This window comes from Streptomyces sp. NPDC092369 (genome assembly GCF_044755245.1).
GTDB lineage: Bacteria > Actinomycetota > Actinomycetes > Streptomycetales > Streptomycetaceae > Streptomyces.
Genome location: NZ_JBIVQP010000003.1, coordinates 86,722 through 111,590, shown reverse-complemented (window position 1 = coordinate 111,590; position 24,869 = coordinate 86,722). Strand labels below are relative to the sequence as shown.

General features: G+C 73.1%; 17 protein-coding genes. 7 read left to right on the top strand and 10 right to left on the bottom strand.

The window, feature by feature from the left end:
- Window positions 1-423, bottom strand: a complete 423-nt coding sequence (locus tag ACIQI8_RS17430) for a phage tail protein (RefSeq protein WP_123999236.1) — start codon at window positions 421-423, stop codon at window positions 1-3.
- A gap of 55 nt (window positions 424-478) precedes the next feature.
- Window positions 479-1,096: a hypothetical protein gene (locus ACIQI8_RS17425; protein WP_402350763.1), complete on the bottom strand. Its 618-nt coding sequence runs from the start codon at window positions 1,094-1,096 to the stop codon at window positions 479-481.
- A 412-nt stretch (window positions 1,097-1,508) separates the two neighbouring features.
- Here ACIQI8_RS17425 and ACIQI8_RS17420 point away from each other — a divergent pair, with 412 nt between their 5' ends.
- Entirely contained in the window at window positions 1,509-2,012 is a 504-nt protein-coding gene (locus ACIQI8_RS17420) for a hypothetical protein (protein WP_402350760.1), read from the top strand.
- A gap of 444 nt (window positions 2,013-2,456) precedes the next feature.
- Window positions 2,457-3,179 carry a hypothetical protein gene (locus ACIQI8_RS17415; protein WP_402350757.1) on the top strand — a complete coding sequence of 241 codons (723 nt, stop codon included), beginning with the start codon at window positions 2,457-2,459 and terminating at the stop codon, window positions 3,177-3,179.
- 794 nt (window positions 3,180-3,973) lie between these two features.
- On the opposite strand, the gene ACIQI8_RS17410 is transcribed toward ACIQI8_RS17415, so the two are convergent.
- The 4 genes from ACIQI8_RS17410 to ACIQI8_RS17395 all read right to left on the bottom strand — a co-directional run bounded on the left by ACIQI8_RS17410 (window position 3,974) and on the right by ACIQI8_RS17395 (window position 6,750).
- The gene (locus ACIQI8_RS17410; RefSeq protein WP_185146030.1) at window positions 3,974-4,132 is read right to left on the bottom strand and encodes a DUF6760 family protein; all 159 of its coding nucleotides are present in this window, start codon (window positions 4,130-4,132) and stop codon (window positions 3,974-3,976) included.
- Entirely contained in the window at window positions 4,129-4,647 is a 519-nt protein-coding gene (locus ACIQI8_RS17405) for a hypothetical protein (RefSeq protein ID WP_402350754.1), read from the bottom strand. Before ACIQI8_RS17405 ends, ACIQI8_RS17410 begins: the two co-directional genes overlap by 4 nt.
- On the bottom strand, window positions 4,647-5,090 hold the full coding sequence (locus ACIQI8_RS17400; RefSeq protein ID WP_123997412.1) for a phage tail protein: 444 nt from the start codon (window positions 5,088-5,090) through the stop codon (window positions 4,647-4,649). Before ACIQI8_RS17400 ends, ACIQI8_RS17405 begins: the two co-directional genes overlap by 1 nt.
- Before the next feature lie 61 nt (window positions 5,091-5,151).
- A complete protein-coding gene (locus ACIQI8_RS17395; protein WP_402350750.1) occupies window positions 5,152-6,750 on the bottom strand; it encodes a phage tail sheath subtilisin-like domain-containing protein in 1,599 nt (532 codons plus the stop codon).
- Between the two features lie 230 nt (window positions 6,751-6,980).
- Here ACIQI8_RS17395 and ACIQI8_RS17390 point away from each other — a divergent pair, with 230 nt between their 5' ends.
- From ACIQI8_RS17390 to ACIQI8_RS17375, 4 genes are all read left to right on the top strand, one after another.
- A complete protein-coding gene (locus tag ACIQI8_RS17390; protein ID WP_402350747.1) occupies window positions 6,981-8,453 on the top strand; it encodes a DUF4157 domain-containing protein in 1,473 nt (490 codons plus the stop codon).
- Between the two features lie 83 nt (window positions 8,454-8,536).
- Complete coding sequence (locus ACIQI8_RS17385) at window positions 8,537-9,964, top strand: hydrolase (protein ID WP_402350744.1); 1,428 nt, start codon at window positions 8,537-8,539, stop codon at window positions 9,962-9,964.
- Between the two features lie 4 nt (window positions 9,965-9,968).
- The gene (locus tag ACIQI8_RS17380; protein ID WP_402350741.1) at window positions 9,969-11,393 is read left to right on the top strand and encodes an RICIN domain-containing protein; all 1,425 of its coding nucleotides are present in this window, start codon (window positions 9,969-9,971) and stop codon (window positions 11,391-11,393) included.
- Between the two features lies 1 nt (window position 11,394).
- Window positions 11,395-12,783 carry a ricin-type beta-trefoil lectin domain protein gene (locus tag ACIQI8_RS17375; protein ID WP_402350738.1) on the top strand — a complete coding sequence of 463 codons (1,389 nt, stop codon included), beginning with the start codon at window positions 11,395-11,397 and terminating at the stop codon, window positions 12,781-12,783.
- A gap of 54 nt (window positions 12,784-12,837) precedes the next feature.
- Here ACIQI8_RS17375 and ACIQI8_RS17370 read toward each other — a convergent pair whose 3' ends face one another.
- The 3 genes from ACIQI8_RS17370 to ACIQI8_RS17360 all read right to left on the bottom strand — a co-directional run bounded on the left by ACIQI8_RS17370 (window position 12,838) and on the right by ACIQI8_RS17360 (window position 16,518).
- Window positions 12,838-14,865 (bottom strand): AAA family ATPase, encoded by a 2,028-nt coding sequence (locus ACIQI8_RS17370; RefSeq protein ID WP_402353960.1) that lies wholly within the window; start codon window positions 14,863-14,865, stop codon window positions 12,838-12,840.
- 140 nt (window positions 14,866-15,005) lie between these two features.
- Window positions 15,006-15,704 carry a DUF4255 domain-containing protein gene (locus tag ACIQI8_RS17365; protein WP_402350735.1) on the bottom strand — a complete coding sequence of 233 codons (699 nt, stop codon included), beginning with the start codon at window positions 15,702-15,704 and terminating at the stop codon, window positions 15,006-15,008.
- A gap of 151 nt (window positions 15,705-15,855) precedes the next feature.
- Window positions 15,856-16,518, bottom strand: coding sequence for a response regulator transcription factor (locus ACIQI8_RS17360; RefSeq protein ID WP_280880068.1), 663 nt, complete (start codon window positions 16,516-16,518; stop codon window positions 15,856-15,858).
- A gap of 269 nt (window positions 16,519-16,787) precedes the next feature.
- Between ACIQI8_RS17360 and ACIQI8_RS17355 the strand changes: the two genes are divergently transcribed.
- Complete coding sequence (locus ACIQI8_RS17355; protein ID WP_402350732.1) at window positions 16,788-19,562, top strand: AAA family ATPase; 2,775 nt, start codon at window positions 16,788-16,790, stop codon at window positions 19,560-19,562.
- A gap of 24 nt (window positions 19,563-19,586) precedes the next feature.
- On the opposite strand, the gene ACIQI8_RS17350 is transcribed toward ACIQI8_RS17355, so the two are convergent.
- On the bottom strand, window positions 19,587-24,800 hold the full coding sequence (locus ACIQI8_RS17350; protein ID WP_402350729.1) for a hypothetical protein: 5,214 nt from the start codon (window positions 24,798-24,800) through the stop codon (window positions 19,587-19,589).
- Between the last annotated feature and the right edge of the window lie 69 nt (window positions 24,801-24,869).

Sequence of the window (24,869 nt, the reverse complement as noted above, 5' to 3'; positions counted from 1 at the left end):
CTAGTCCGTGAACCCGTGGTGGGCGATCTCCAGGACCTCGGTGGCCACGGACGGGCTCGCCGGGTCGAGGGTGGGCCCGGTCCAGCTCACCGGCAGCACGTCGATAAGACCCCAGCGCGCCACCTCCGAACCGTCCGCGCGCAGCGCCGCGATCTGCGCGGTGGGCCGCTTGATGCCCGTCTGCACCGACGAGATCCACTTGGCGACCTTCGTGGTGTCCGGGGTGAGCGGCCGCGTCAGCCGGATCGTGGAGAACGTGACCCGCGTCGGCAACTGCCAGACGAAGCCGTTGTTCCCGCCCTCCTGACGGTGCTCGACCTCCACCTGGGACGACAGGCCCTCGCATCCGTTGAAGTAGCCGAGGCTCTCCCCGTCGATGCTGAGGGTGAACCAGATGGTGGAGCCCGGGTCCTGGCGGGACATCACGGGGCCTTTCTGTCGTTCAGTGGCGGTTGGACGCTGGTCGGTCGGGCGCTTGTCAGTGGCGAGGGTCGCGGAGCTTGCCGATCCGCTCGCGGTCCATACGGAGTTCGGTGCGGATCAGCCGCGTGATGCGGCCGATGATCCGGTGCACGAGTTCGTCGAGCTGGAAGTCGGTGAGTTCCCGCGGGTCGAACCCCCCTGCCGGCACGGCCGTGTACTCGGGCGGCGGCGCGGCGGCCGACGCGGACACGGAGTAGGGCGGCGGAGGGTTCGGCGGCGGGCCCGCGGTATGGGAGCTGTACGGCGGTGGCGGTTCGCTCCGACGAGCGGTGGCCGGCGGGGCGGCGGGCGTGTGGCGCCCGACGGCGCTCGCGACGGTCGCCGCGGCGGCTGCCGCGAGGGCACCCGTGGCACTGTGCCTGGTCTGGTGCTTGGCCGGTGAGGACGACTTGGACCTGCTCCACGGGGCGCGCTGGACGGCCAACGGGGAAGCGGCGGCGCTCTGTTGGCTGCCGGTTGCGGCGGGAGCCGAGCCTTGGACGCCCGAAGAAGGAGGCGACGGAGGCGGAGTGAGCGCGGCCACGGGGAGCGGAGCGCCGCCGGTGCCGGGTGGCGCCGGGCGGCGCAGTGGGGTGGCTTTGACGGGTATCGCCTTGCGCTGAACCTGCGGCATCGAGTGGGCAGTTGATGGCGATGGCGTCGGGCCGGGGCCCAACGGGTCGGCCGTGGTGGGGAAATGCGTCGGCGGCTGGTGCGAGATGGCGAGGGGCGCCGCAGGGAGGCTGAGGGGGGTGCCCGTGACGGGTGCCGGGGGGAAGCCGGGCGGGGCGAAGGTGGTCGCCGGGGCCGTGGCCGAGGGGGAGTTGCCGGGTGGCGTGCTCACCGGAGGTGCCGTCGGAAAACCGGGCGGGGTCGTCGTCGGCGCTGCGGGAGCGCCGGCGATCCGTTGCACGAACGGCTGGTCCGGTACGGCGGTGGAGCGCGCTGCGGGGACGGCCGGGGGCGCCTGGACGGGCGCACCGAGGAGGGGCGTGGCGTCGGCCGGCAGGGTGGTTAGAGGGGCGCCCAGCGGGGAGCGACGGGGGGTGGGTGTGGGGGAGGTGGCCGGGGTGCGCTGGATGGGGGGTGTGGCGGAGCCGGCGGGGGTGGGGCGCGCGGGGGCGACCGGGGATGTGGAGGTGGCGGGGCCCGTGGGGGCGGTGGTGCCGGTACGTACCGTGGAGGCAGCCGGGGTGGGGGAGGCGACCGGCGTGGCGATGGTCGTGGGAGTCGGCCGCGTGGCGGGCACCGAGGTGCTGGGCGCCGGCGCAGCGGGGGCGGCCGAACTGGTCCGTGGAGACGCCGGGTTCGGCACGGCCGGGGGCGACTGCGGAGCCGTGGACGAGAGGGGCTGTGCGGACAGTGGGGCGCCGAGGCCGGGGCGCGGGCGAGGCGTGGTGCGCGCGGTGCTCCGCTGGACCGACGGGAGGGGGGCGGCCGGCGAGGTCGGTGCGGTGGCCGACTTGGGGCCGGGCGGAGCAGGGGCCGGCGGGGCGGGGGTCGGCGGGGCGGGGGTCGGTGGGGTGGCCGGTGCGGTGGTGACCGGCTGAGGGCTCGACGGGGTGGTCGGGCCGGTGGGGTCCGGTTGAGACGAGGCGGACGCGGCAGGCGAGGGGGACGCGGGCGACCCGGGCGACTCGGGAGCGGGCTTGGCGATGCGCTGGATCGGGAGGCCCGGGGGAGGCGCGGGTGAGGAGGCGGCGGGTGTGACACCGGGTGGGGGCGGCGAGGCCGGAGCGGAGGCGCCGGCGGGCCCTGCCGGCGAGTGCTGTACGGACGTCGGAGCGCCGCCGGGAGCTTTTGTGGTGCGCTGCACGGACGTCGGAGCGCCGCCGGGAGCCTTTGCAGTGCGCTGCGAGGGAGTTGGGGTGGCGCCGGGAGTTTTTGCAGTGCGCTGTACGGACGTCGGACCGCCGCCGGGAGCCTTTGTGGTGCGCTGCACGGGAGGTGAGGTGGTGCCGGGAGCTTCTGCGGTGCCCTGCACGGGAGGTGGGGTGGAGCCGGGAGCCGCCGGATTCTGCCGTACGGGTGTCCCGGAACCGTCGGCGGTGGGCGCAGGCCCAGGAGAGGCCGACCGCTGCACAGCTGGCGGTGAAGTGCTGGGCGGGACCGGCGAGTTGGTGTCCGCGATGCGCGAGGCCGAGACCGGGGGCGTGGTCGGCGAAGGGCCCGGAGTCGCCGTACGGCTGACGTCGGTCGGCGAGTCCGAGCCGGTGGCCGCGCGCCGCTGGACGACCGGGAGCGTGTCCGTCGAGTCAGGGAGCGAGGGCACAGCCGGCGGCGCGGCCTCGACGCGAGGGGCGCCGACCGGCGTGGTGCCGCTGTCGCCCGGAGCCCGCTGCACGACGGCGTCGGCGACCGGGCCGACGGGAGGGGCGGTCGGCGCCGGATCCGTGGAGCGAACCGCTCGGTCGCTCTCGGCGGAGGGTGCCGCCGATCCGCCCGTGTCGGCCGTACCGCCCGCCGCCTTCGCGCCGGAGGCCATGGGCCCGGCCGAGGTGCGGGCCGCCACCGGCAGTGTCCGGCGCTGTACCGCCGTAGCACCGGTCCGAGCCCTGGTGAGGGACTGCGGCGGCCGGGACGGCGATGCGGCCGGGACGTTCCGCACCCGGAGACCGGATGCCGGCGGCGACACCACGGGGGCGGCGCTCGGTCCGGCGGGAACAGCGCGTGTCGGTGCGGCGACAGCCGAGGGGCCCGCCGCGGCGACCCGCTGAACCGGGGTCCTGTCTCCGCCGGTACTGCTCGCGGCGACGGAGGGCGCACTACTCGTACGAGCGGCACCCGCGGCACCGCCGGAAGGAGCCGCTGCCGACGCACCTTCCGAATGACCCGACGGCGATGAACCGCCGGAAGGAGCCGGCGCCGGCGTGCCCCTGGAGGGAACCGACCCCGATGCCCCTCCGCCCCCAACGGGACTGCCGTCCGGGCGCGTTGCGCCGGTCGGACCCGCCGCACCGGCCCGGGCAACCCGCTGAACGACCTGCCCGACCACGGGTGTTCGCGCCCCGGCCGCAGGGCCGCCGGTCGCGGCCGGACGGCCGCCCGCACCCGGCATCGACGGCGGGAGCACCCGCAGAGGCACCGCCGGTGCACGCCGTACCGGTGTCGCCGTCGGTTCGGGACCGGCCAACGGCAAGGTGCCCGCGGGCCGTTCGAGACCTGACACCGGACGGGCCGCGACCCGAGCCGCCTGGCCGAGGAGGGCGCTGGAGCTGCCGTCCAGGACGGCGTGCGACGCCGTGGCCATGAACGACGGGTTCTGCCAGGTCGGCAGGCGGCCACCGAAGGCCGCGTCGGCGACCCCCGCACGCCCCGGCGTCAGGGTCCGCTGGATCGGCGGCAGGCCCGGCCAGGAGGCGAGCACCGGAGCCGTACCGCCCGAGGGCACGGATGCGGGGGCGACGGCCGCCTCGCCGTCACCCTTGTTCGCGCCCACGTCGACGCCTGCGCCACTGTCGCCCCGCCCACCGACGGAGTCACGCCGCAACCGGTCCAGAAAACCCACCGCTCAGCCCTCCGCCCCGGCCCGTGTCACCAGGGACGCGATCTCGTCGGTGAAGCGGCGGCGGTCGGCGTGCTCCAGGTCGAGGATCTCGTCCATGCTCCAGTGGAAGTGGTAGGCGACGTACGCGATCTCCTCGTGCAGCCGGTCGGTCGCGTACGTCACGATTCCCCCAGGCGGCTCCCGCCGAGTTCCACCTCGAACGGCTCCGAGCAGTGCGGGCACTGCACGGCGGCGCGGGTGTGGCCCTCCGCGTTGATCTGGCGGTAGAAGTCCTGCAGGAACGCCAGGTCGGAGGCGAACATGTTCTCCACGATGCCGTCGTGGACGATCGGCAGCGTGCCGAGTCGGGTGATGACCCGGCCCAGCAGCACCACCGACAGGAACGCCGGGTTCTCCTGCACCCGCACGTCCCGCAGCGGGACCAGTTCGTCCCGTGCCGTCGACAGGCGCATCACGCCGTCCCGGTGGACGGTGCCCGCCTCGTCGACGTATCCGCGCGGCAGCTGGAAGGCGAACTCGGTGCGCAGCGGCTCGGGTTGCTGCACGGGGGCGGGCGGCGCCGGGACCGGTGCCACCTGAGTACCCGTCAACTCCCCGTCCGTCTCCGGCGCGGACGCCGCCGCGTCCGCGCCGGAGTACGAGACGGCGCCGCCGGCCCTGGCAGCCGAACGACGCATTACTCGATGACCAGTTCTTCGAACGCGATGGTCACGGTCTCGGTGAGCGCGGCGGCCTCGCCGGCCTTGACCGTGCTCGCGTCGATCTTGTTGCACCAGGCGTTGCGCAGGTGGTAGCGCTTCACCGGGTTGTTCTGGAAGTCCATCATGATGATCGACGCGTTCTTGCGGGCCGTCGTCATCTGACCGGAGATGGACTCGTTGATCCACTGGGTGAACGAGGCCGACTGGGTCATACCGCGGATCACCGTGCAGGTGCCGTTCTTCTTCACACCCGGCAGGTTCTTGACCACGTTCTGGCCGTTGGGGGTGTTCTGCTGGTACGTGATGACGTCCTGCTCGATGCTCAGGCCGCTGACCTCGGCGAGGTACTCGACCATCACCCCGTCGATCTGCAGGCCGAAATTGTGTGAGGTGAGGGCGTCACCCGGCTGGAGACTCATGAAATCGCTGTCCTTCTAAGCGCTGAGGGTGGTGAGGACGACCTGGAGAAGCGGGACCCGCCTACTCCTCCAACTCCCCGTTGCCGCTGGAGAACTGGGCCAGCCGGAAGATCACGAACTCGGCGGGCTTGACCGGCGCGATGCCGATCTCGCAGACGACCCGGCCGACGTCGACCGACTCCGGCGGGTTGGTCTCCTCGTCGCACTTGACGTAGTACGCCTCCTCGGGCCGCTGCCCGAACAGGGCGCCGCTGCGCCACTCGTTGACCATGAACGCCGAGATGTTGCGCCGGATCCGGGCCCACAGCGCGTGGTCGTTCGGCTCGAACACCACCCACTGGGTGCCGATCAGGATCGACTCCTCCAGGTAGTTGAAGTACCGGCGGATGTTCAGGTAGCGCCAGGCCGGGTCGGAGGAGAGGGTGCGGGCGCCCCAGACGCGGATGCCGCGGCCCGGGAAGGCCCGGATGCAGTTGACGCCGATCGGGTTGAGCAGGTCCTGCTCGCCGCGGGTGATCTGCATCTCCAGGTCCACCGCACCGCGTACGACCTCGTTGGCGGGCGCCTTGTGCACACCGCGCTCGGAGTCGTTGCGTGCCCAGATGCCGGCCACGTGACCGCTCGGCGGGATCAGCCGGGACTGGCCGCTGGAGGGGTCGAAGGTCTTGATCCACGGGTAGTACAGGGCCGCGTACTTGGAGTCGTAGCCGGCCGTCTCCTGCCGCCACACCCGGATCTGACGGGCGTTCAGGCTCGGCGGCGGGTCGATGATCGCGACCCGGTCGCCCATCAGCTCGCAGTGCGCGATCAGGCCCAACTGGACGGCCTTGACGGCTTCCAGGTCGATCGCACCGCGCTGATAGGCGGCCATCAGGTCGGGCACCGCGACCATGGAGATCTCGTCCACGGCCTCCAGGCCGCCGAAACCGGTGCGGTCGGCGGAGTCGCCGAGGTAGGTGGCCGGGCCGGGGTGCGAGGTCTCGCCGGCGCCGTCGGTGCCGCCTGAGCCGGCGGGCGCGGCGGCCGGGGAGACCAGGGCCAGCGTCTGGTTGTCCGGACGGGCCAGCTGGGCCGCGGGCGCGGCCTCGGTCACGGTGATGAGCTTGGAGCGCTCCTTCACCTGCGTGACCACGTAGTTGCGGCCGCCCTTCTTGGCGGTCACGTCGAAGTTCTCGACGGCCTTGTCGCCGTCCTTGACGATCAGCTTGAACCGCTCGGCCGGGCCCTCGCCCTCCGCGTCCGCGACCTCGACGCTCAGCGGGCCGCCGCTGCCGGCGGCGAGCGCCGTCACGGAGAAGGTGCCCAACTGGCGGGGCTCGCCCGCGGGGAGAGCGGCCGGGGCGGCGGAACCGGTGACCGCCGCGGGTCCGGCGCCGTTCGTGGCGGACGCGCCGGGAGCACCGCCCACCCGCACGACGTACGCGGCGCTGCCGCCGTTCTGGAAGAAGCCGTAGACGGAGTGCGCGAGGTAGTACCCGTCGGTGAACTCACCGAAGGCCGCCACGTACTGGGTCCAGTTGGTCACGAGGGTCGGCTCGTTCAGCGGGCCGCTCGGGGCCAGGCCCACGAAGGCGGCGACCGATGTGCCCACTCCCTCGATGGGGCGCGAGCCGCTGGCCACCTCCTCGACGTAGACGCCGGGCGACAGGTAGGACGGCATGCTCTGCTCTCCTCGGGGTACGAGACAGGAACGCCTCCCACCCTCACGCGCGCGCAACTCTCCGCGAAACGGCCCCCAGTGCCTGATCGGGGGCAACGTGATTGCCCGGAAGGGCAGTCCGGTCGGCGATGCCCGGTCCTTGTGCCCTCGGCGCTGCCCTTTCGGTCCTTCCCCGTCCCCCAACAGCCCGGTAACGCTGGGGAGTCGACGTCCAGCTTCGAGGGAGTGCCGTGCGCGCACAGGGGACACCGGTCCGCAAGGACAGCGACCAGCAGGGGGCACGGCCCGCCCCGGTACCGGGCCCGCCCGCGCGGCGCGCGCTGGATCTGCAACGCCTGGCGGGCAACGCGGCCGTGACCCAGGCGATCGCGGCGGAGCGCCACGAGCACGACGCGGGGTGCGGGCACACACCGTCCGTGCAGCGCCGGGCCCTCGTGCACGACGTGGTGCGCTCCCCGGGCCAGTCCATGGACCCGGTCCTGCGCGGCGAGATGGAAGCCCGGTTCGGCGGGGCCGACTTCAGCGGCGTACGCGTGCACACCGGCTCCACGGCCCGCGCCTCGGCCGTACAGCTCCAGGCCAAGGCCTACACCTCCGGTCCGAACGTGGTCGTCGGCGACACCATGACCAAGGAGGACTGGGCCCACGAACTGACCCACTACCAGGACCAGATGGCCGGCCCGGTCCCCGGGACGGACAACGGGAGCGGGGTGCGGGTCTCCGACGTCAACGACTCGGGCGAACGCCGTGCGGTGGACAACGCCCGCAAGGTGATGAGCGGTTCGGTGCCGCGGGTGCAGCGCATGCCGGCGACGGCGCAGGCCTCCGCCGCGCCCGCGGCCACCGGTGCGGTGCAGCGGGTCACCAAGCTGGCCGTGCAACAGGGGCCGTCCTGCTGGCTCTACGTGCTGGAGGCCATCGCCGAGCACCACGGGCTGCCCATCCAGGCGCTGTCCGTCGCGATGCGGGCGTATCCGTCCACGGAGAACCGCGACGAGCGTCTGAAGGAGGAGAAGAAGAAGGGGAACAAGGTCAACGGCCGTGAGCTCGCGGTCATGATGACGGCCGAGTCCCTGGCAGCCATGGTGCGCGTCCTGGGCACCTGGCGCTCCCACCACCAGACCGAAACGGACATCACCCGTGAAGAGGTCGGAGCCTTCGCCCGCCGGGCCATGGGGGCGGACACCTCCCTCGACAAACTGGAGTTCCAGGACGGCAAGGCGCAGTTCGACTCGATCCACGAGGTCTACACCAAGGCGTACGACCGCGCGAAGCTGCTGGTGCAGAAGGTCGGCAGCGCGGGCGACGAGGTGAGCAAACTCCTCGACACCGCGCCCGTGCAGATCGACGCGAGCCAGAACCTCGACGACGTGCGCCTCACCCTGGAGAACCAGAGCCTGCCCAGCTACGCCGGTATCAGGCGGCGGTTCAAGCTGGGAAGGGGCGACGAGGGTCCGGTGGTCGACCTGACGCAGCGGTCGGCGAGCAAGATGGAGAGCACGGTGCACGCCGTCCTCATCGACTCCTACGACAAGTCGAGCCGCGTCGTCACCTACAAGGACCCCAACTACGGGGACATCGAACTCAAGGTGAGCCTCTCCCAGTTCCAGCTCATGGCCGGCAACAGCCAGCAGCACATGACCATGCGGCCCTACTCGACAGGACCCCGCGCGAAGCCGGGACTCGACGAGATGAAGGACTGACCGCCACCACTCTGCCCCGCCGGTCACCCGATGTGCCCCAAAGCCTCCTGACCGGCGGCGCGGACCACCCCTAGCGTGACTGCGTGAGCCTGTGGACTTCTCTGGAACCCCCTTCCGCGACGGTTGATCCGGGCGGCAGCACGCGCGTGCGGCTTCGGTTGCGCAACACCGGTGACGTGGTGGACGAGTACCGCTTCGAGGCGGTGGGGCCGGTGGCCCCGTGGACGCGGGTGGAGCCGCAGACGCTCCGTCTGTACCCGGGGACGACCGGCACGGTGGACCTGACGTTCGAGCCGCCGCGCACACCGGACGCGACGGCGGGCCCGAACCCGTACGCGGTGCGGATCACGCCGACCGAGCACCCGGAGGCGACGACCGTCCCCGAGGGGAATCTGACGATCACTCCGTTCACGGAAGTGCGGGCGGAGTTGGTGCCGCCGACCGTGAAGGGGCGGTTCCGGGGTCGGCCCAAGCTGGCGATCGACAACATCGGCAATACGAAGCTGACGGCCTCGATCAGCGGCAGCGACCACGGCGACCATCTGGCCTATGACATCCATCCGGGCAACGTGCAGATCGAGCCGGGCCGGGCGGCGTTCGTGAAGACCACGCTCAAGCCGCGCCGGATCATCTGGTTCGGACCGAAGGAACAGCGCCCGTACACGCTGTCGGTGCTGCGCTCGGGCACCAACCCGCATCCGGTGGAGGGGACTTACCTCCAGCGGGGGTTCCTGCCCCGCTGGCTGGCCACGTTCTTCGGGATCTTCTTCGCCCTCGCGATCACCTTCGCCATGTTGTGGATCGCGTACAAGCCCCAGGTCGGTACGGGCGCCAGGCCCAAGCCCGTCGAGGCCGGCAACGCCCTGACGCCCACTCCCTCGGCGAGCGCCGCTCCGGTGATCCCGGCGGCCCCCGCGACGACCAGCGCGCCGCCGGCCGCCGACTCCGGCGCGGCGGCCGGGGGAGGCGGGTCCGGCGGCGGAGGCGGCGGGGCCAAGGCCACGGTGACCGCCAAGCCCAAGGCGGACACGGCGGCGACCGCCGTGAAGCGGCTGGCCAAGAGCGACCCCGGTGGACGGCACGTCTGCTACCGCGCGTTCGTCTTCGGCGTGGGCTGGCAGAAGCCGGTCTGCGACGGCACCCTCGGCGGCACGGTCGGACAGGGCAGGCAGGTCACGGCGCTCAACATCGCGGTGTACGGCGTGGACGGTTCCGCCGGCACGGCCATGGTGCACAACCCCGGTTCGACGAACGGCCAGGGCAGTTGGCTGCCCAAGTGGACGGCCATCGTCGAGGACGGCAAGGACAACTACGTCGGCAGCACGGCGAAGGACGCCCCGTACATGGTGACCTTCGTCTGGAACGTCGGTGCCGGCCAACTCTGCAACACCGTCAAGCAGGTTGAGCAGGACTGGAGCGGACAGGTCTGCAACGACGCCCGCCCCGGCCTCAACACCGCCGGCAATTTCAGCAACACCCACTGGATCGAAGCCATCAAGCTGACGGTGTGACCCCATGACTCTGTGGACCTCACTCGAACCCGCCTCCGCGACGGTCGATCCGGGCGGCAGTACGCGGGTGCGGCTTCGGTTGCGCAACACCGGGGACGTGGTGGACGAGTACCGCTTCGAGGCGGTGGGGCCGATCGCGCCCTGGACCGTCGTGGAGCCGCCGACGCTCCGGCTGTACCCCGGGACCACGGGGTCGGTGGATCTGACGTTCTCCCCGCCGCGCACACCCGACGCGACGGCGGGCCCGAACCCGTACGCCGTTCGGATCACACCCACGGAACACCCGGAGGCGACGACCGTCCCGGAGGGGAATCTGACGATCACTCCGTTCACGGAAGTGCGGGCGGAGTTGGTGCCGCCGACCGTGAAGGGCAGGTTCCGGGGCCGACCCAAGCTGGCGATCGACAACATCGGCAATACGAAGCTGACGGCGTCGATCAGCGGCAGCGACCACGGCGATCACCTGGCCTATGACATCCATCCGGGCAGCGTGCAGATCGAGCCGGGCCGGGCGGCGTTCGTGAGGACCACGCTCAAGCCGCGCCGGATCATCTGGTTCGGACCGAAGGAACAGCGGCCGTACGAACTCTCGGTACTGCGCTCGGGGGCCAACCCCGTGTCCGTGGAGGGGACTTACCTCCAACGCGGGTTCCTCCCTCGCTGGCTGGCCACGTTCTTCGGGATCTTCTTCGCCCTCGCGATCACCTTCGCCATGTTGTGGATCGCGTACAAGCCCCAGGTCGGTACGGGCGCCAGGCCCAAGCCCGTCGAGGCCGGCAACGCCCTCACGCCCACGCCGACCCCCAGCCCGGCCCTCACGCCTCCCCCTCCGCAGCCGTCCGCCCCGGCGGCGCAGACCGGCGGCGGGCAGACCCAGCAGGCCGGTGGCGGTGGCGGAGGCGGCAGTTCGCAGGCCCCGCCCAGGAAGAAGGCGCCGAAGCCCGTGGTGCCGGCGACGAACGTGCTGCTGCGCAACGCCACGACCAACAAGTGCGCGGACATCCCGTACTTCGACAAGGGCACGATCAACGGGCCGGTGCGCCAGTACATCTGCGACGGCACCAGCAACGACAACCAGCTCTGGAACCTTGAGGTGCGGTACCCGAAGGGCGGCCCGGGCAGCCGTCCGCTCTTCCAGATCCGCAACGTGGAGGACCGGCTCTGCATGGATCTGCCGTACTACGGGGCGCAGCCGATCCGCACGAAGATCACCGAGTTCACCTGCGACGGCACGACCGCCGACAACCAACTGTGGTGGATCGACAAGCAGGAGAGCGGCGACTACTGGATCCGCAACTTCGCCAGCAACAACAAGTGCCTGGACGTGGACGGTTACAGCTCCACCGCCAATGACCGCAACCTCACACTCTTCGACTGCTCCACCACCGACGACCAGGAGTGGCGGATCGTCCACCCTACGGAGGGCTGACGTGACCACTCTGTGGACTTCTCTGGAACCCGCTTCCGCGACGGTTGATCCGGGCGGCAGTACGCGGGTGCGGCTTCGGTTGCGCAATACCGGTGACGTGGTGGACGAGTACCGCTTCGAGGCGGTGGGGCCGATCGCGCCCTGGACCGTCGTGGAGCCGCCGACGCTCCGGCTGTACCCCGGGACCACGGGGTCGGTGGACCTGACGTTCGAGCCGCCGCGCACACCCGACGCGACGGCGGGCCCGAACCCGTACGCCGTTCGGATCACACCCACGGAACACCCGGAGGCGACGACCGTCCCGGAGGGGAATCTGACGATCACTCCGTTCACGGAAGTGCGGGCGGAGTTGGTGCCGCCGACGGTGAAGGGGCGGTTCCGGGGGCGTCCGCGGCTCGCCGTGGACAACCTGGGCAACACCGCGCTGACGGCGTCGATCAGCGGCAGCGACCACGGCGATCACCTCGCCTACGACATCCATCCCAGCAGCGTGCAGATCGAGCCGGGCCGGGCGGCGTTCGTGAGGACGACGCTGAAGCCGCGCCGGATGATCTGGTTCGGGTCCAAGGAGCAGCGCCCGTACACGCTGTCGGTGCTGCGGTCGGGCGCCAACCCCCTTCCGGTGGAGGGGACTTATCTCCAGGGCGGATTCCTGCCCCGCTGGCTGGCGACCTTCTTCGGCGTCTTCGTCGCCCTGGCTCTCGCCTTCACCATGTTCTGGATCGCGTACAAGCCCCAGGTCGGTACGGGTGCCAGGCCCAAGCCCGTCGTGGCGGGCAACCCTCTCGCCCCTTCGTCGCAGGCCAGTCCCGACCTCGCCCAGGCGGCTCCGGAGCCGTCCGTCCCGTTGGCTACCGAGGAGGAGTCGGACAAGGGATCCGGCGGCTCGGGGGACACCGACGCGTCCGGTTCCTCGGGGTCCACGGGCTCGACGGGCGGCGGCAAGAAGCAGGGGAGCGAGGCCGAGCCCACGCCGAAGAAGACCGCCAAGGTGGTGGGGCAGCTCATCATCGGGCAGGGCTCGGACCGCTGTATCGATGTCACCGACGCCCAGAACGGCAAGGGCAAGGACGGCACCCAGCTCCAGATCTGGGACTGCGCGGGGAGCGCCAACCAGAAGTGGGACTTCCGCGGCGACGGCACCGTGCGCTCGCTCGGCATGTGCATGGACGTGGCGTGGGGCTCGAAGGATGACGGGGCGCACATCCAGTTGGCCCGGTGCAGCGGCAACCCGGCGCAGCAGTTCGTGCTGAGCCAGGCCGGTGACCTGGTGAACCCGCAGGCCGACAAGTGTGTGGACGCCAAGGACAACGGCACCGCGAAGGGCACCAAGCTCCAGCTGTGGACCTGCTCCGGCACGCCCAACCAGAAGTGGCGCGTGCAGGACTGACCGGAATCGGTGGCGGCCGAGCGGGAGCCCGGCCGCCGCCACCGGAGGCCGCGACTACCAGGACCCTTCACCCGGCACCAGCCGGCCCGCCTTGCGGTACTCGCGGCGGGCGCCCTCCAGGAGGTCGGTCCCGGTGACGAGGTCGTCGCGGGCCGCGGCGAGATACGCGGCGGTCACCACGGCGCTGCGGATGGAGCCGCCGGCCAGCTCGAAGTCGGCGGCCACGGGCCCGAGTTCGAGCTCCCCGGCACACGGCACGTGGGACAGGCTCTGCCGCCACAGGGCGAGCCGCTGGTGGCGGTCCGGGAACGGGAAGTCGACCACCAGGTCCAGGCGCCGGGTGAACGCCTCGTCGATGTTGGCCCGCAGGTTGGTGGTGAGCAGCGCGATGCCGTGGAAGGACTCCAGGCGCTGGAGCAGATAGGCGCTCTCCATGTTGGCGTACCGGTCGTGCGAGTCCTTCACCTCGGAGCGCTTGCCGAACACGGCGTCGGCCTCGTCGAAGAGGAGCACGGCGTCGGTGCGGTCGGCCTCGGAGAAGATGCGCTCCAGGTTCTTCTCGGTCTCGCCGACGTATTTGTCGACCACGGACGAGAGCTGGACGACATAGAGGTCGAGGCCCAGTTCGGCGGCGACCACCTCCGCCGACAGCGTCTTGCCGGTGCCGGACTCGCCCGCGAACAGCCCGAGCACACCCCGGCCCCGGCCACCGCCCGCGCTGAGCCGCCAGTCGCCGAGCACCCGGTCGCGATGCCTTGCGCGCAGGGCGAGTTCGCGCAGCTGAGTGAGCGGCCGGTCGGGCAGGACGAGGTCCTGCCAGTCGACGGCGGGGTGGATCCGGCGGGCGTGCTGTTCGAGCCCCGACGCGGACTGCTGCCGGGCGCCCAGCCGCAGATGGGCGGGGGAGAGCGGGGTGCCGTCGAAGCGGGCGAGCTGAGTTGCGGCCTGCGCGGCCCGCGCGATGCGGTCGCCGGAGAGGTGGTAGGGGGCGACGACGGCGGCCAGATCGAACCCGGTCTCCTCGCCCAGGGCGGCCGACCAGGTGTGTACCGCCTCCGCCTGCTGCGCGGGCACGTCCAGCACGAGCGGGTCGTGCTCGCACCACAGGGGGTCGTAGGGGCGCGGCCCGGTGACCAGCACGGGCACGTCGGCTGCGCTCATCAACTCCCGCATCAGCCCGGCCGGTTGGTCCGGCAGTCCGGAGACGACGATCGCCCGGCCGCTGAGCCGGGCCTCCCGCAGCAGGTCGGGCACGCGGTCCTCGGGACCCGAGAAGCGCAGCGCCGGCACGCCCGCGGTGTGCAGGGCGGCTGCGACACAGGCGAGCCCCTCGCCCTCACGCCGCTCACGGAGGTAGACGGCGAGCGGCCCGGCGGAGACAGCGGCGGCCAGCCGGTGCACGAAGGGCGCGAACTCGCCGTCCTGGAACGGCTCTTGCGGGTCGTACGACGGGGGCGGTGACGGCAGCCGGTGCAGATGCCCGGCGAGTGCCGCGTCCGGGGTGTCGTCGCCGAGCAGATGGGCCACGAGCCGGTCGGGCACCCGCAACGACCGGCTGAGGAAAGGACGCTCGGGCTCCTCCACGGTGAGCAACCCGAGCGTCGACAAGGGGGCCGAGGCATGCAACCGCGCCCGGGCGCCCGCCGAGTGCACGGGCGCACCGAGCAGGTCCAGCGCCAGCGCGACCGTGGCCCGACGCCGGCTGACGTCGTCGTTCAGATACCCGTACAGCGGCTCGAAGGTGCGGTCGAGATCGGGCGCGAGGGCGATGAGCAGCAGCACCGCGTCGAACTCGGCGAGCCCCAGACGCGCGGCGAGGGCGACGAGACGGTCCTGCGGGACGCCGGACCCGGCGAGAAGGCGGGCGTCGGCGATGGCCTCCCGCACCGGGTCCACCGGCTGCAGCAGATGCCGTATCGCCTCGTCCGACAGGTACAGGCCGCGCAGCGGGTCGCCGGCCGTGGGGTCGTTGGCGGAGCGGATCTCGACCAGTGCGGCCACGCGCTCGCGCAGGACGTCCAGCCGGGCGACGAGCGCGGCGGCGCTGCCGGAGACGGAGTCCGCCGCCTGTTGGCGCGGCACCTCCGCGTACGGCTCGGTGCCGGACGATTCTTCCGCGTACGTCTCCGTGTCCGACGGCCCTTCCGCGTACGTCTTCGGGTCCGACGGTCCTTCCGTGTACGTCTCCGGGTCGGGCGGCGCACTGCGCGGGGTCTGTGTCGTCACGTCCGGTCCCTGCCCGTCCCCGTCCCCGTGCCCTCGCCGAGCCGTGCCGTCGTGCGGGCGTCGCGGGCGGCGGCCACCTGGACCGGGCGGTGGGCGCGTTCCTCGGTGACCGGCTGCTCCTCGTCCATGGTGCGGACACGGACCGCGGCGCCCTCGGTGACGGGCGGGCCCGCGTCGTACTCGGGGTAGGCCGGGAAGGGGGCGGTGACCACCAGGTCGAGGGACGGCTTGAGTTCACCGCCCAGCGCGGACCAGATCTCGGCCAAGGAGCGCGCCTCCGTCTGGATGCCGGCCACCGAGAGTCCGACCGTGAGGCCCAACGCGCCGAGCGAGCCCGGGAGTTCCTCGGGGGCGATCAGCTCGCGCGGGATCAGCGTGGCCAACACGGCGGACAGCAGCCGGTGTTCGTCCTGCGGCTGCTTCGTCCACGCCGTCACCAGATACGACAGCCGGAACCAGCGCGGCGGCTGACGCCGCTTCACGATCACGTCCCGGTCGTCGCGCACCGGTACATGCCCGCGCTGACGCCGGTTGACGTCCTCACGGATGTCGTACAAGTAGGCGTTGATCGTGGGCGCGTTGCGGCGGGCGGCCCAGTCGCGGGTCGGCGCGTCGAGGGCGACGTCGATCCCCGAACCCGCCAGCGCGCCGCCGCCGAGCAACTCCTTGAGGACCTCGTCCACTTCGTGGATCACCGTCGTGCTCCCGCCCTGCCGTGCCCGATCGCGTGCCTGACCTGCCGCTCTTTGATCCTGCCCCCGGCCGGCCCCGCCCCCGCAGGCACGCAGGGGACGGCGGCGGGGCACAACGTCCTGTCCGAGGGGGCGGCCCCGGCTGCCCTTCCGGTCAGATGTAACCTTCCCGAAGGGCATGGGCCACGGCGTGCGCCCGATTGCGCAGATGCAGTCGGGTCGTCAACCCGTGCATGACATTCTTGACGGTGCGTTCGGAGTAGGACAGCTTGGCGGCGATCTCTCCGGTGTCCAGTCCCTCGGCGACCAACCGCAGCACATCCACCTCGCGCGGCGTCAGCCCCGAGGAGGGTGCGCCGGTCCGGCCTGCCGCGCTGCGGTGCAGCGTCCCGACCTGGTTGATGAGCCGGCCCAGCAGATCGGCCGGCAGGTCCCCGTCGCCGCGCGCTGCGGCGATCACGGCCTGCACCAGACGGGTCGCCGTGGCCTCGTGCCGCCACACGATGGCGCCGACCCCGCACTCGATCACGTCGAGCAGTTCGGTCTCCCGCAGCGAGCTCACCACGAGCACCGCCCGCGCCCCCTCGCTGCGCACCAGCCGGCGCAATCGGGTCAGCGTGGCCTCGTCCAGCACGTCGCCCACGAGCAGGGCCACCGTGCCGGGGCCGGACTCCTCGCGCAGTTCGATCTCCGGGTACCGGCGCAGCTGCCCGGTCGCCCCTTCGCGCAGGATCGGGTCGGGTGCGTGCACCGCCACGGGTATCCGCTCGGGCACGTCCGCCGTACCGGAGCGTGTGGTCCGCGATGAGCTGAGCAAGCGTTTCCCCCATGTCCACGTGCCTGTCATCTCTGTGCGGGCGGTGGCAGGCGTGTGTTCCTCACACTCGTGTGACGGGTGGGGCGGGCGCAATCGTGGAGCACCACGAGCAGCACCACGAGATCGGCGGTACGGATACCACGACCGAGGCGGGGCGCCCGGTTCCCCGAAGACGGGTTCCGGCCACCGTGGGACTTGTCACGTCACCTACCCGCTCCCGCGGTCGTCCTCGACAGCGGAACACGGCACGTCCGAGCAAGGAGGCAGGGATGTCACAGGCGCACCATGACCGACCGCGCGAACATCGGGAAGCCGCCGCGCTGTTGGCGGACGCGGCGGCCCGTGCCCGGGCGGGCACCGGGAGCCTGGTGCTGCTGCGCGGCGCCACCGGCACCGGCCGGACCACCGTCCTGGAGGCCGCCGCGGCGGACGCCGCCGCCCACGGCATGCGCGTGCTGCGTGCCCGCTGCTCCCCGGGCGACACCACGGCGCCCTTCGCCACGGTGCTCCAACTCCTCGGCCCGGTACCCGAATTCGACGACGGCGGCCCCGCGGCGAGCGAACGCGACCGGGCCGCCCTGCTGCGCCGCGTCCTGCGCTCCTACGCCGACGAGTCCCCCCTGCTGCTCGCGGTCGACGACATCCACCTCGCCGACGCCCCCTCCCACCGCTGGCTCGTGGAGGTCGCCCGGCACGTGGGCCGATTAAGGCAGCCCGTCCTGCTGGCCGTCACCGAACGCAGCCAGTACGACATCGACGTGCCGACCCCGGGCCTGACCCACACCCTCTCGCCCGCCCTCGTGCACACCCACACCCTTGCCCCGCTCACCTCCGACCGGGCGGCCTTCGTGGTGCGCGCGGAGTTCCCCGCGGCCCGCCCCTCCTGGGTGGCCGACTGCGTGCGGGCCGGTGCGGGCAGCCCGCTGCTCCTGCGTGCCCTGTTGGAGGACCTCGGCGCGCCCGGCGGCCCCGCGACCGTGCCCGAGACGACCGCCGCCCTCTACCCCGGCGAGTACTCGGCGGCCGTGTCGTGGTGGCTGGACAGCGCCGGACCCGGCACCGCGGAGGTGGCGCGGGCCCTCGCCGCCCTCGACGAGGGCTGGGACCACGCGCCGGCCGGCGCCGAGGACGTCGAGCCGGCCGGTCAACTCGGCGGGCTGCTGGCGGAGTTGGCGGGCGCCGACCCCGCACGGGTGGCGGGCTGGCTGACCGCGATGACCGGCCTGGGCCTGCTGCGCCCTGACGCCGACGGCCGGCCCCGCTACGCCCATCCGCTGCTGCGGGACGCGGTGCTCACCGGCGTGCCCATGACCCGGCGGCGCGCCGCGCACCGGGCCGCCGCCGAGGCGATGCTGCACCGGGGCGCCCCCACCGAGGCGGTCGCCCGCCAACTCCTGGTCTCCGACCGGGTGGGCACCTCCTGGGCGCCGGGCGTGCTCCAGGAGGCCGGCACGCTCGCCGTGCGCGACGGCCGCCCCGAGGACGCCGTGGAGTATCTGCGCCGGGCCCTGGACGAGACGCTGCCCGACGACCGCCGGCAGCGGCTGCTGACCGAGCTGGGCTCCCTGGAGTGCGCGGGCCGCGGCTCCTCGGCCGGCATACCCCGGCTCACCGAGGCCCTCGGGCTGCCCGCACAGCCGCACGACCGGGTGCGCGCCGCCATGGCCCTGGGCACCGCGCTCGCCGGGCGCGGCCGGGCCCGGGCCGCGGTGGAGGTGCTGCACGGATTGGACGAGCAGCTGGTCGGCCGCCCCGACCTGGCCGGCATCCTGCAGAGCGCCTCCGCCCTCCTCTCCGAACAGGACCAGACCGTCCGCCGCGAGGTGTACCGGAGACTGTGCGAACGCGCCCAGCACGCACCGGAGTTGGTCGGCCCGGCCACCCGCGCCCTGCTCGTCCGGTACGCGGCGACCGCCGGACTGACCTCCGCCGCCGACGCCATGCGCCAGGTGCGGGACCTGTTCGCCGAACCGGCCGACCCGCTGACCGAGCCCTTCCTGCTGGGCACCGCCGCCGCCGTCGCCCAGTGGGCCGACGAACTCGACGAGGCGGAACGGCTCGTCGAGCGCGGCCTGGCCGGTCAGCGGCCCGGGATGCTGCACCCCATGCACCAGGCGCTGCTCAACACCCGCGCCGACATCGCGGCGGTGCGCGGCGAGTGGGCGGACCTCCCGGTGGAGCCGCCGGTGAGGCTGCACGACGGTCCCTCCAACGTGCACGCGCACACCCTGATCGCGCTGGTGGAGACCGGCCGCACGGTCGAGGCACGCCGGCTCGCGGACGGCTTCGACCTGCGGGAGGCGCCGGACTCCTGGGAGTTGAACCGGTTCCTCTACGCGCGCGGACTCCAGCGGGCCGCCGCGGGCGATCCGGCGGCGGCGCTGCACGACTTCCTGGAGTGCGGACGCCGCCAGACGGCACGCGACGTGGTCAGCCCGGTCGTCACGCCGTGGCGCTCGGCCGCCGCCGAGTGCCGGCTCGCGCTGGGCGACCCGCGCGAGGCGCTGGCGCTGGCCGAGGAGGAGCTGCGGCTGGCCCGCGAGTGGGGCACGCCCCGCACGGTGGGCCGCGCCCTGCGCACCCTCGGCACGGTCACCGGCGGCCGCCGCGGCCTCGAACTGGCCGAGGAGTCCGTACGGTTGCTGCGCGCGGCGCCGGCCACGGCCGAGCCGGAGCTGGTGGCGGCCCTCCTCGCCCAGGGCCGCCAACTGACCGCCGCCGAGGGCGCCCGCGCACGGGAATGCCTGCGCGAGGCGGCCGAACGCGCCGAACGCCTGGGCGCGTTGCGCCTGAGGACCCTCGCGGAGGAGGCCCTGCGCGAAGGCGGCGCCCGCCGCCCCGCCCTGGTCCGCACCGGCTCCCGCTCCCTCACCGGCAGCGAACGCCGCATCGCCCAACTCGCCGCCCAGGGCCGCACGAACACGGAGATAGCCGACCTCCTCCACCTGGCTCGCCGCACCGTGGAGACCCATCTCACCAGCACGTACAAGAAGTTGGGGATACGGAGACGGGGAGAGCTGCCGCAGGCGTTGGGGGCTGACTAGAGCTTGCGTACGGTGCTCGGAGCCCTAGCTGCCGGACGGCGGAGGCGGTGGGGCCACCGTCGCCCTGAGCCCCAGGTGGTCGTCCGGGTCCTGGAGTTTGGCACCCTCCGCCTGCAGCATCCGGCGGACCATCGGCTCGGGCATGCGGATCACCACCGGGCGGGCGAGGGTCGTCTCGCGTTCCACCGTCTCCGTGCGGCCGGTGCGGACGCGGTTGGTCAGCCGGGCCACCACCTTGACGTCCAGGGTGAACTGGACCAGGACCGACTTCATCTTCGGTTTGTGGAGCGGCATCGAGCCCGCCTGGTTCGCCGTGGCGTCCGCCGCGCCGCCGGAGCCGCCGGTGTTGCCCATCAGCTGGTTGAGCCGGAACTCGTCCGCGTTGAGCAGTCCCGCACCCCCCATCGGCCGGGCCGCCCGGCTCCGGTCGGTGGAGCTCTGCCCGTCCGTCTGGGTCGGGCGCGGCGCGTCCAGGTGGCTCTGGCCCACCGTCTCGAACGTCATCCTGTCGCCGACGCCCAGCACCCGCCCCTGCCGCAGCCGCGCGTGCAGCGAGGCCCGAAGGTCCTGCCCCTCCGCACCCGAGGCGTGCACCGGCGGCAACTCGGCCCCCGCTGAGGTGAGCAGCGGCAGCGCGGCGATCATCCACTCGGTGGAGACCGCCTCGTTCAGCGCGTACGCGGCGGCCTGCCCCTTGTCCCGGAACCGGCCGCCACCGCCCGCCTGCCGGACCGCCGAGTCCAGCAACTGCCGTATTTGCGTGACCCCTTGGAACCCGTTGACCTGCGCCTCCATCGGCAGCCGCACCCCGCCCGCACGCCAGGCGCCGAGCCCGGTCGGGGGCCGCCCGGCGGCCGGACCGGCGGTCGCTCCGGCAGTCGGCCGCCGCTCTGCCGCGGGGGCGACCACCCGATTCAGCGCCGCCAGGTCGCTCTTGAGGACGCGGTGGGTCAGCGCCATGTTCTTGTCGCCGAGCTGCGCGAGCCCCACCCGCAGGTCCCGCTTGTACAGTTCGAGGCTCGCCCGGATCGGCACCCGTATCTTCGCCGACGGCGCGGCGCTCGCCTCCGCGACCGTCTTCATGCCGAGCTGACCCCGGGCCGCGCCGCCGGTGCGGCGCGAGTCGCCGGACGCGTAGCCGAGGCCCAGCGAGCCACCCGTGCTCTTCAACTGACCGGCCCCGCCCTCCGGTTTGCCCGACCCGGCGACGATGCCCTCGACGCCGGTCATCGCGCCCTCGTCGTGGGAAGTGGCGTTCTGGGAGACGGCCGCGGTGATGTACTCCATGTCCCGGCCGTCGTCCACGTCACCCTCGTACGTGCCGGGTCCGGTGCGGGAGACCTTGAACACCGCCCAGTACGGCGTGTTGCGGCCGTCCAGCAGCTCGACGGTGACCCCGCCGTCCATGGCGCTCGACAGCAGCCCGGCCGAACCGTCCCGGTCCAGCACGCGCAGCAGCCGCTGCACGTTGTCGTTGCGGTCCTTGGTCTGCTGCCGGGGCAACACGGCGTCGGCAACGGCCTGTTGGCCGGACGCCGCGAGGTTCGCGCGCAGCCGCGTCAACAGCGGTACGAAGTCCGGCAGATCCTCGATCGCGCCGAAGCCGAGCGCCGCGTCGGCGCGGAGGGCCGGACCGGTGGCGGGCCCCGCCGCCGACCCGAAGACCCCGGACGAGCCGGCCAAGTCCTTGGCCGCGGGCTCCCCGGCCCGCTGTTCCTCGGACCCCTGCTCCCGAACGGCCCGCTGTTCCTCGGACCCCTGCTTACGGTCCGCCCGCTCCTGCGCCGTCCGCGAGCTCTCCGCCTGACTCTCGCCCTGCACCCGCGACGACGCCGTGGTGGCCTTGGTCGCCGGCACCTCCGTGTCCAGCCCCAACTGCCGCCGTATCCGCGGCGGCAGCTGCGCCTCCGTCAGCCACACCCCCGCCGCGCCCGGCAGCGTCCGCGCGCCCTTGGTCACGTACGGGCCGCCGCCGGTCACCTTGACCTCCGCGACCATGTTCACCAGCACATCGCACTGGACCAGGTACAGCGGCGCCTTCCTCGGCGTGTGGGTGTTGCGCTCGACCGTGCCGGACACGGCGGCGGCCCGGGTGTCGCCCTCGCCCGAGGTGCGGAACGACGACAGGCCCTGGCCGGTGCGCCACTCGGGGGCGTTCTCGGTGACGGTCGCGCCGATCTGCACCGTGCTGGTGGTGCTCTGGCCGACCTGCCCGGCCGACTGGTGCCCGCCCAGCACGAAGGTCTCCGTGCCCGGCCCCGAACCCGTGTGCAGATACTTCGGGTTGGCGAGGGCGATCCGGGTGCCGACCGAGCCGTTGAGGGCCGCGAGCCGGCGCGGGTAGCGGAGGTTCTTCACCACCCAGCCCGAGGACGCGGCCTGGCGCAGCGCCCCCTGGATCGACCGCTCACCGAACCGCTCCTCCAGCGCCTGCCGGGGCGCGAGCCCCTCCGCCTCCAGCGCGGTGTCCCCGCGCAGGCCCTTGTCGCGGGCGGCGGCCCGGGCGAGCAGCTCGTAGGCCAGGGCCCGCACGGGCTCCCCGTCGAGGGTCTCCACCAACTGCCAGTCCCGCAGCACCCGTCCGGCCGACGGCCTCGGGGTCACCGCGGCCAGGTCGCCGATGCCCTCGGCGGCGAAGTCGTGATCGGGCCTGGACGGCTGGGCCTTGCGGGCCTCGACCACGGCGTCGAGCCGCTCCTTGCCCTCCTGGTCCAGCGTGAACTCCGTCGGCGTCAGCAGCCGTACGTCCTGTTCCGGCAGGTGCAGCCCGCCCAGCGGCCTGGACGCCGGTGCGTCCTGGCCCGGAGAGCCGGGAGTGACCGTACGGGCCAGCTTGCGCGGCTGGGACGTCATGGTGACGTCCACGTCCAGGCGCAGGGGAGCCGCGAAGGCGCTCGCCGACTCGGAGCCGTTGGCCACGATGTCGGAGCGGCCGGTGGGGCCGGCCTGGTTGCGCCGGTTGCCGGTGCTCTGCCGCTCGTAGCGGGCCGCGCCGGTCAGCACGCCCGGTATCAACCGGGCCTGGCCGAGCACCAGACCGCCGATGGAGCGTGAACTGCTGCGCCCGCTCTGCGCGTTGCTGGTGACCCCGGAGTGGGCGCGCACCAGCCAGTCCTTGATGTCGCCCTGATAGGTGGTGTCGCCCAGGTCGCCCTTGACCCGCAGGTGCACGTCGTGGGCGTGCATGGTCGTCTTGCGGCGCAGCCGGACCGTGAGACCGGTGGACAGCAACTGGTCTTTGTTGACACGGAGGTTGGTCTCCGAGAGGGCGGTCATCAGCTCGCGGTAGTTGCGCCGCTGGACCTCCGCCTCCTCGTTGCTGGTGTGCGTGCCGGGCGGGTTGGTGCCGAACGCGGGGAGATAGCCCGCCAGTCGGGGATCGGTGGCGAACATCTCGCGCACGGCCCGCACCATCGGCCCGGTGTCGATCTGACTGAGCGCGACGTTGGATCCCTTGCCGCCGTAAGGGAGATGGCGCTCGACGTCCACCTCGGCGCCGTTCTCGTCGGTCCGCCTCGGCTTCTCGACGAACTTCCCAGCAGTCATCCCCGGCGGCAGCGGCAGGCCGAGCGCCTGCGCCTCGTCGGCCCGCAGACTCATCCACACCCTCATCGAGTGCGTGGCGGTCCGGCGTTCGGGGTGCAGGATCATCTCCGCCGACCGCGGACCCGTACCCTCCGCGCTGATGGTCACCGTCCCGGAGTAGAGCGCCTTCTCGCCCCGGACCTCCGCGCCCTGCCGGCTGGAGACGGTCTGTTCGGTCGCCGTGAAGCGCGCCTTGCGGGCACCCGCGACCGGCATGGCCGTGGCCCGCACGACGGCCGCGCTGCCGGACAGGCCGACACCGATCGCCGGACCCGCGCCGCCCGAGACCGCGCGCCCCTTGCCCGCGCTCTCCGCGACCGTGTCCTGGCCCTGCTGGTGGGTGCGCAGCTGGGTCCTGCCGGTGCCCCAGGCGGGGGAGAGGCCGCTGAGCACGGCACGCAGGTGGTAACTGCCCGCCGTCTTGCCGTCCTTGGACCGCAGGTCCTCGCCGACCACCCCGTCCCGCAGCAGCCGGGGCAGGTCCTCCAGGACGGTCGCCGTGGCGGTCGCCTCCTGCAGCCGGGCCCGGCCCGGCGCGCCGGACGCGGTGATCGAGGGGTGCAGCACGGAGGCGACCGCGTCGAACAGACCGCCCCCGCCGCGGTGCGGGGCACCCGTCTCGACGACGGCGACGGGCGCCAGAGAGTCGGCCTTGGAGACCGAGGCGGCGAGCGCGGCGGCCCGCACGGGGTCCGCGTGCAGCGGCCGGGGCGCGGCGGGAGCGCTGGTGCCGACCGGCACCAGATGCTCGGTCGGCACCCGCTGGGTGAGCGTGCCGGCGCCCTGGAAGGACTGCGCGTCCGCGCTGCCGTGCCGCCGCACCCGTACGTCGTGGACGACCTTGCGCGTCACCTCGACCGAACCCTTGTCGCTGCGCAGGACGCGGGGCTCGGCCACGTTCTTCTGCCGGCGGGACTCCCGGGAGGACTGCCAGGGCTGCACGTTGCCGGTGGCGGCGCCGCCGAGGAAGAGCCCCGGCGCGACCGGCGCGAGCCCGAAGCCCATGCCGCCGGCGCCCTTGCTCGACGAACTCCCGGCCGTACTGCTCACCGTGGCACCGCTGTTGTGCTGGACGTCGATCTTGGTGTCCTTGCCCTCGGCGTCCTCCAGCTCCGCCTCGTCGGTCCCCAGTGGCGTGTCGGCCAGGCGCTCCGGGGACTGGAAGGCGGGCGGCCGGTCGTCGGGGGCGCGGCGGACGGCGACCGTCACGTCGTACCACTCCTTGCCGGTGCGGCCCGGGACGGCGAAGGCGCGGCCCTGCCCGTAGAAGCTCTCCGGCCGCCCGGCCAGTTCGGCCGCGAGGTCACCGACGGCTCCGTCACCGTGTCCGACAACCGCGGCCACTGCGTGCCGCACGAACTCGTGGCCTGTCAGGCCGTAGGCCGTGGAGAGTCCCGCCGCCTGCAAGTGCAGTAGGTAGGAGGGCAGTTCGAGGCCGGTCTCCGGGCGCTCGCCCACGCCCGGCAGCGCGGGCCGGGGGGCTCCGGCGCGGTGGTGCCGTAGGGCCCGGGCGGTGGCCCTGTTCCCCGCGGAGTTCTGGACGCCGAGCAGGGGGTGCGCGGCGGACGCGGTCGGCCGGGCGGTTCGGATCGGCGGGGGCGCCTGCCGGGAGTCGCCCGCCTTGCCGTTCCCTGACTGCTGAGGTGTCCGCACGGCCTCAACGTAACCAGCGTCGTGGCGGCCGGAGATCGCTGCGCCCACTTCCCGCCCATTCGCCGTTCC

Coding starts and splice junctions, on each gene's coding strand:
- ACIQI8_RS17430 (WP_123999236.1), bottom strand. CDS start 423: ATGTCCCGCCAGGACCCGGGCTCCACCATCTGGTTCACCCTCAGCATC.
- ACIQI8_RS17425 (WP_402350763.1), bottom strand. CDS start 1,096: ATGCCGCAGGTTCAGCGCAAGGCGATACCCGTCAAAGCCACCCCACTG.
- ACIQI8_RS17405 (WP_402350754.1), bottom strand. CDS start 4,647: ATGCGTCGTTCGGCTGCCAGGGCCGGCGGCGCCGTCTCGTACTCCGGC.
- ACIQI8_RS17400 (WP_123997412.1), bottom strand. CDS start 5,090: ATGAGTCTCCAGCCGGGTGACGCCCTCACCTCACACAATTTCGGCCTG.
- ACIQI8_RS17395 (WP_402350750.1), bottom strand. CDS start 6,750: ATGCCGTCCTACCTGTCGCCCGGCGTCTACGTCGAGGAGGTGGCCAGC.
- ACIQI8_RS17380 (WP_402350741.1), top strand. CDS start 9,969: ATGACTCTGTGGACCTCACTCGAACCCGCCTCCGCGACGGTCGATCCG.
- ACIQI8_RS17355 (WP_402350732.1), top strand. CDS start 16,788: ATGTCACAGGCGCACCATGACCGACCGCGCGAACATCGGGAAGCCGCC.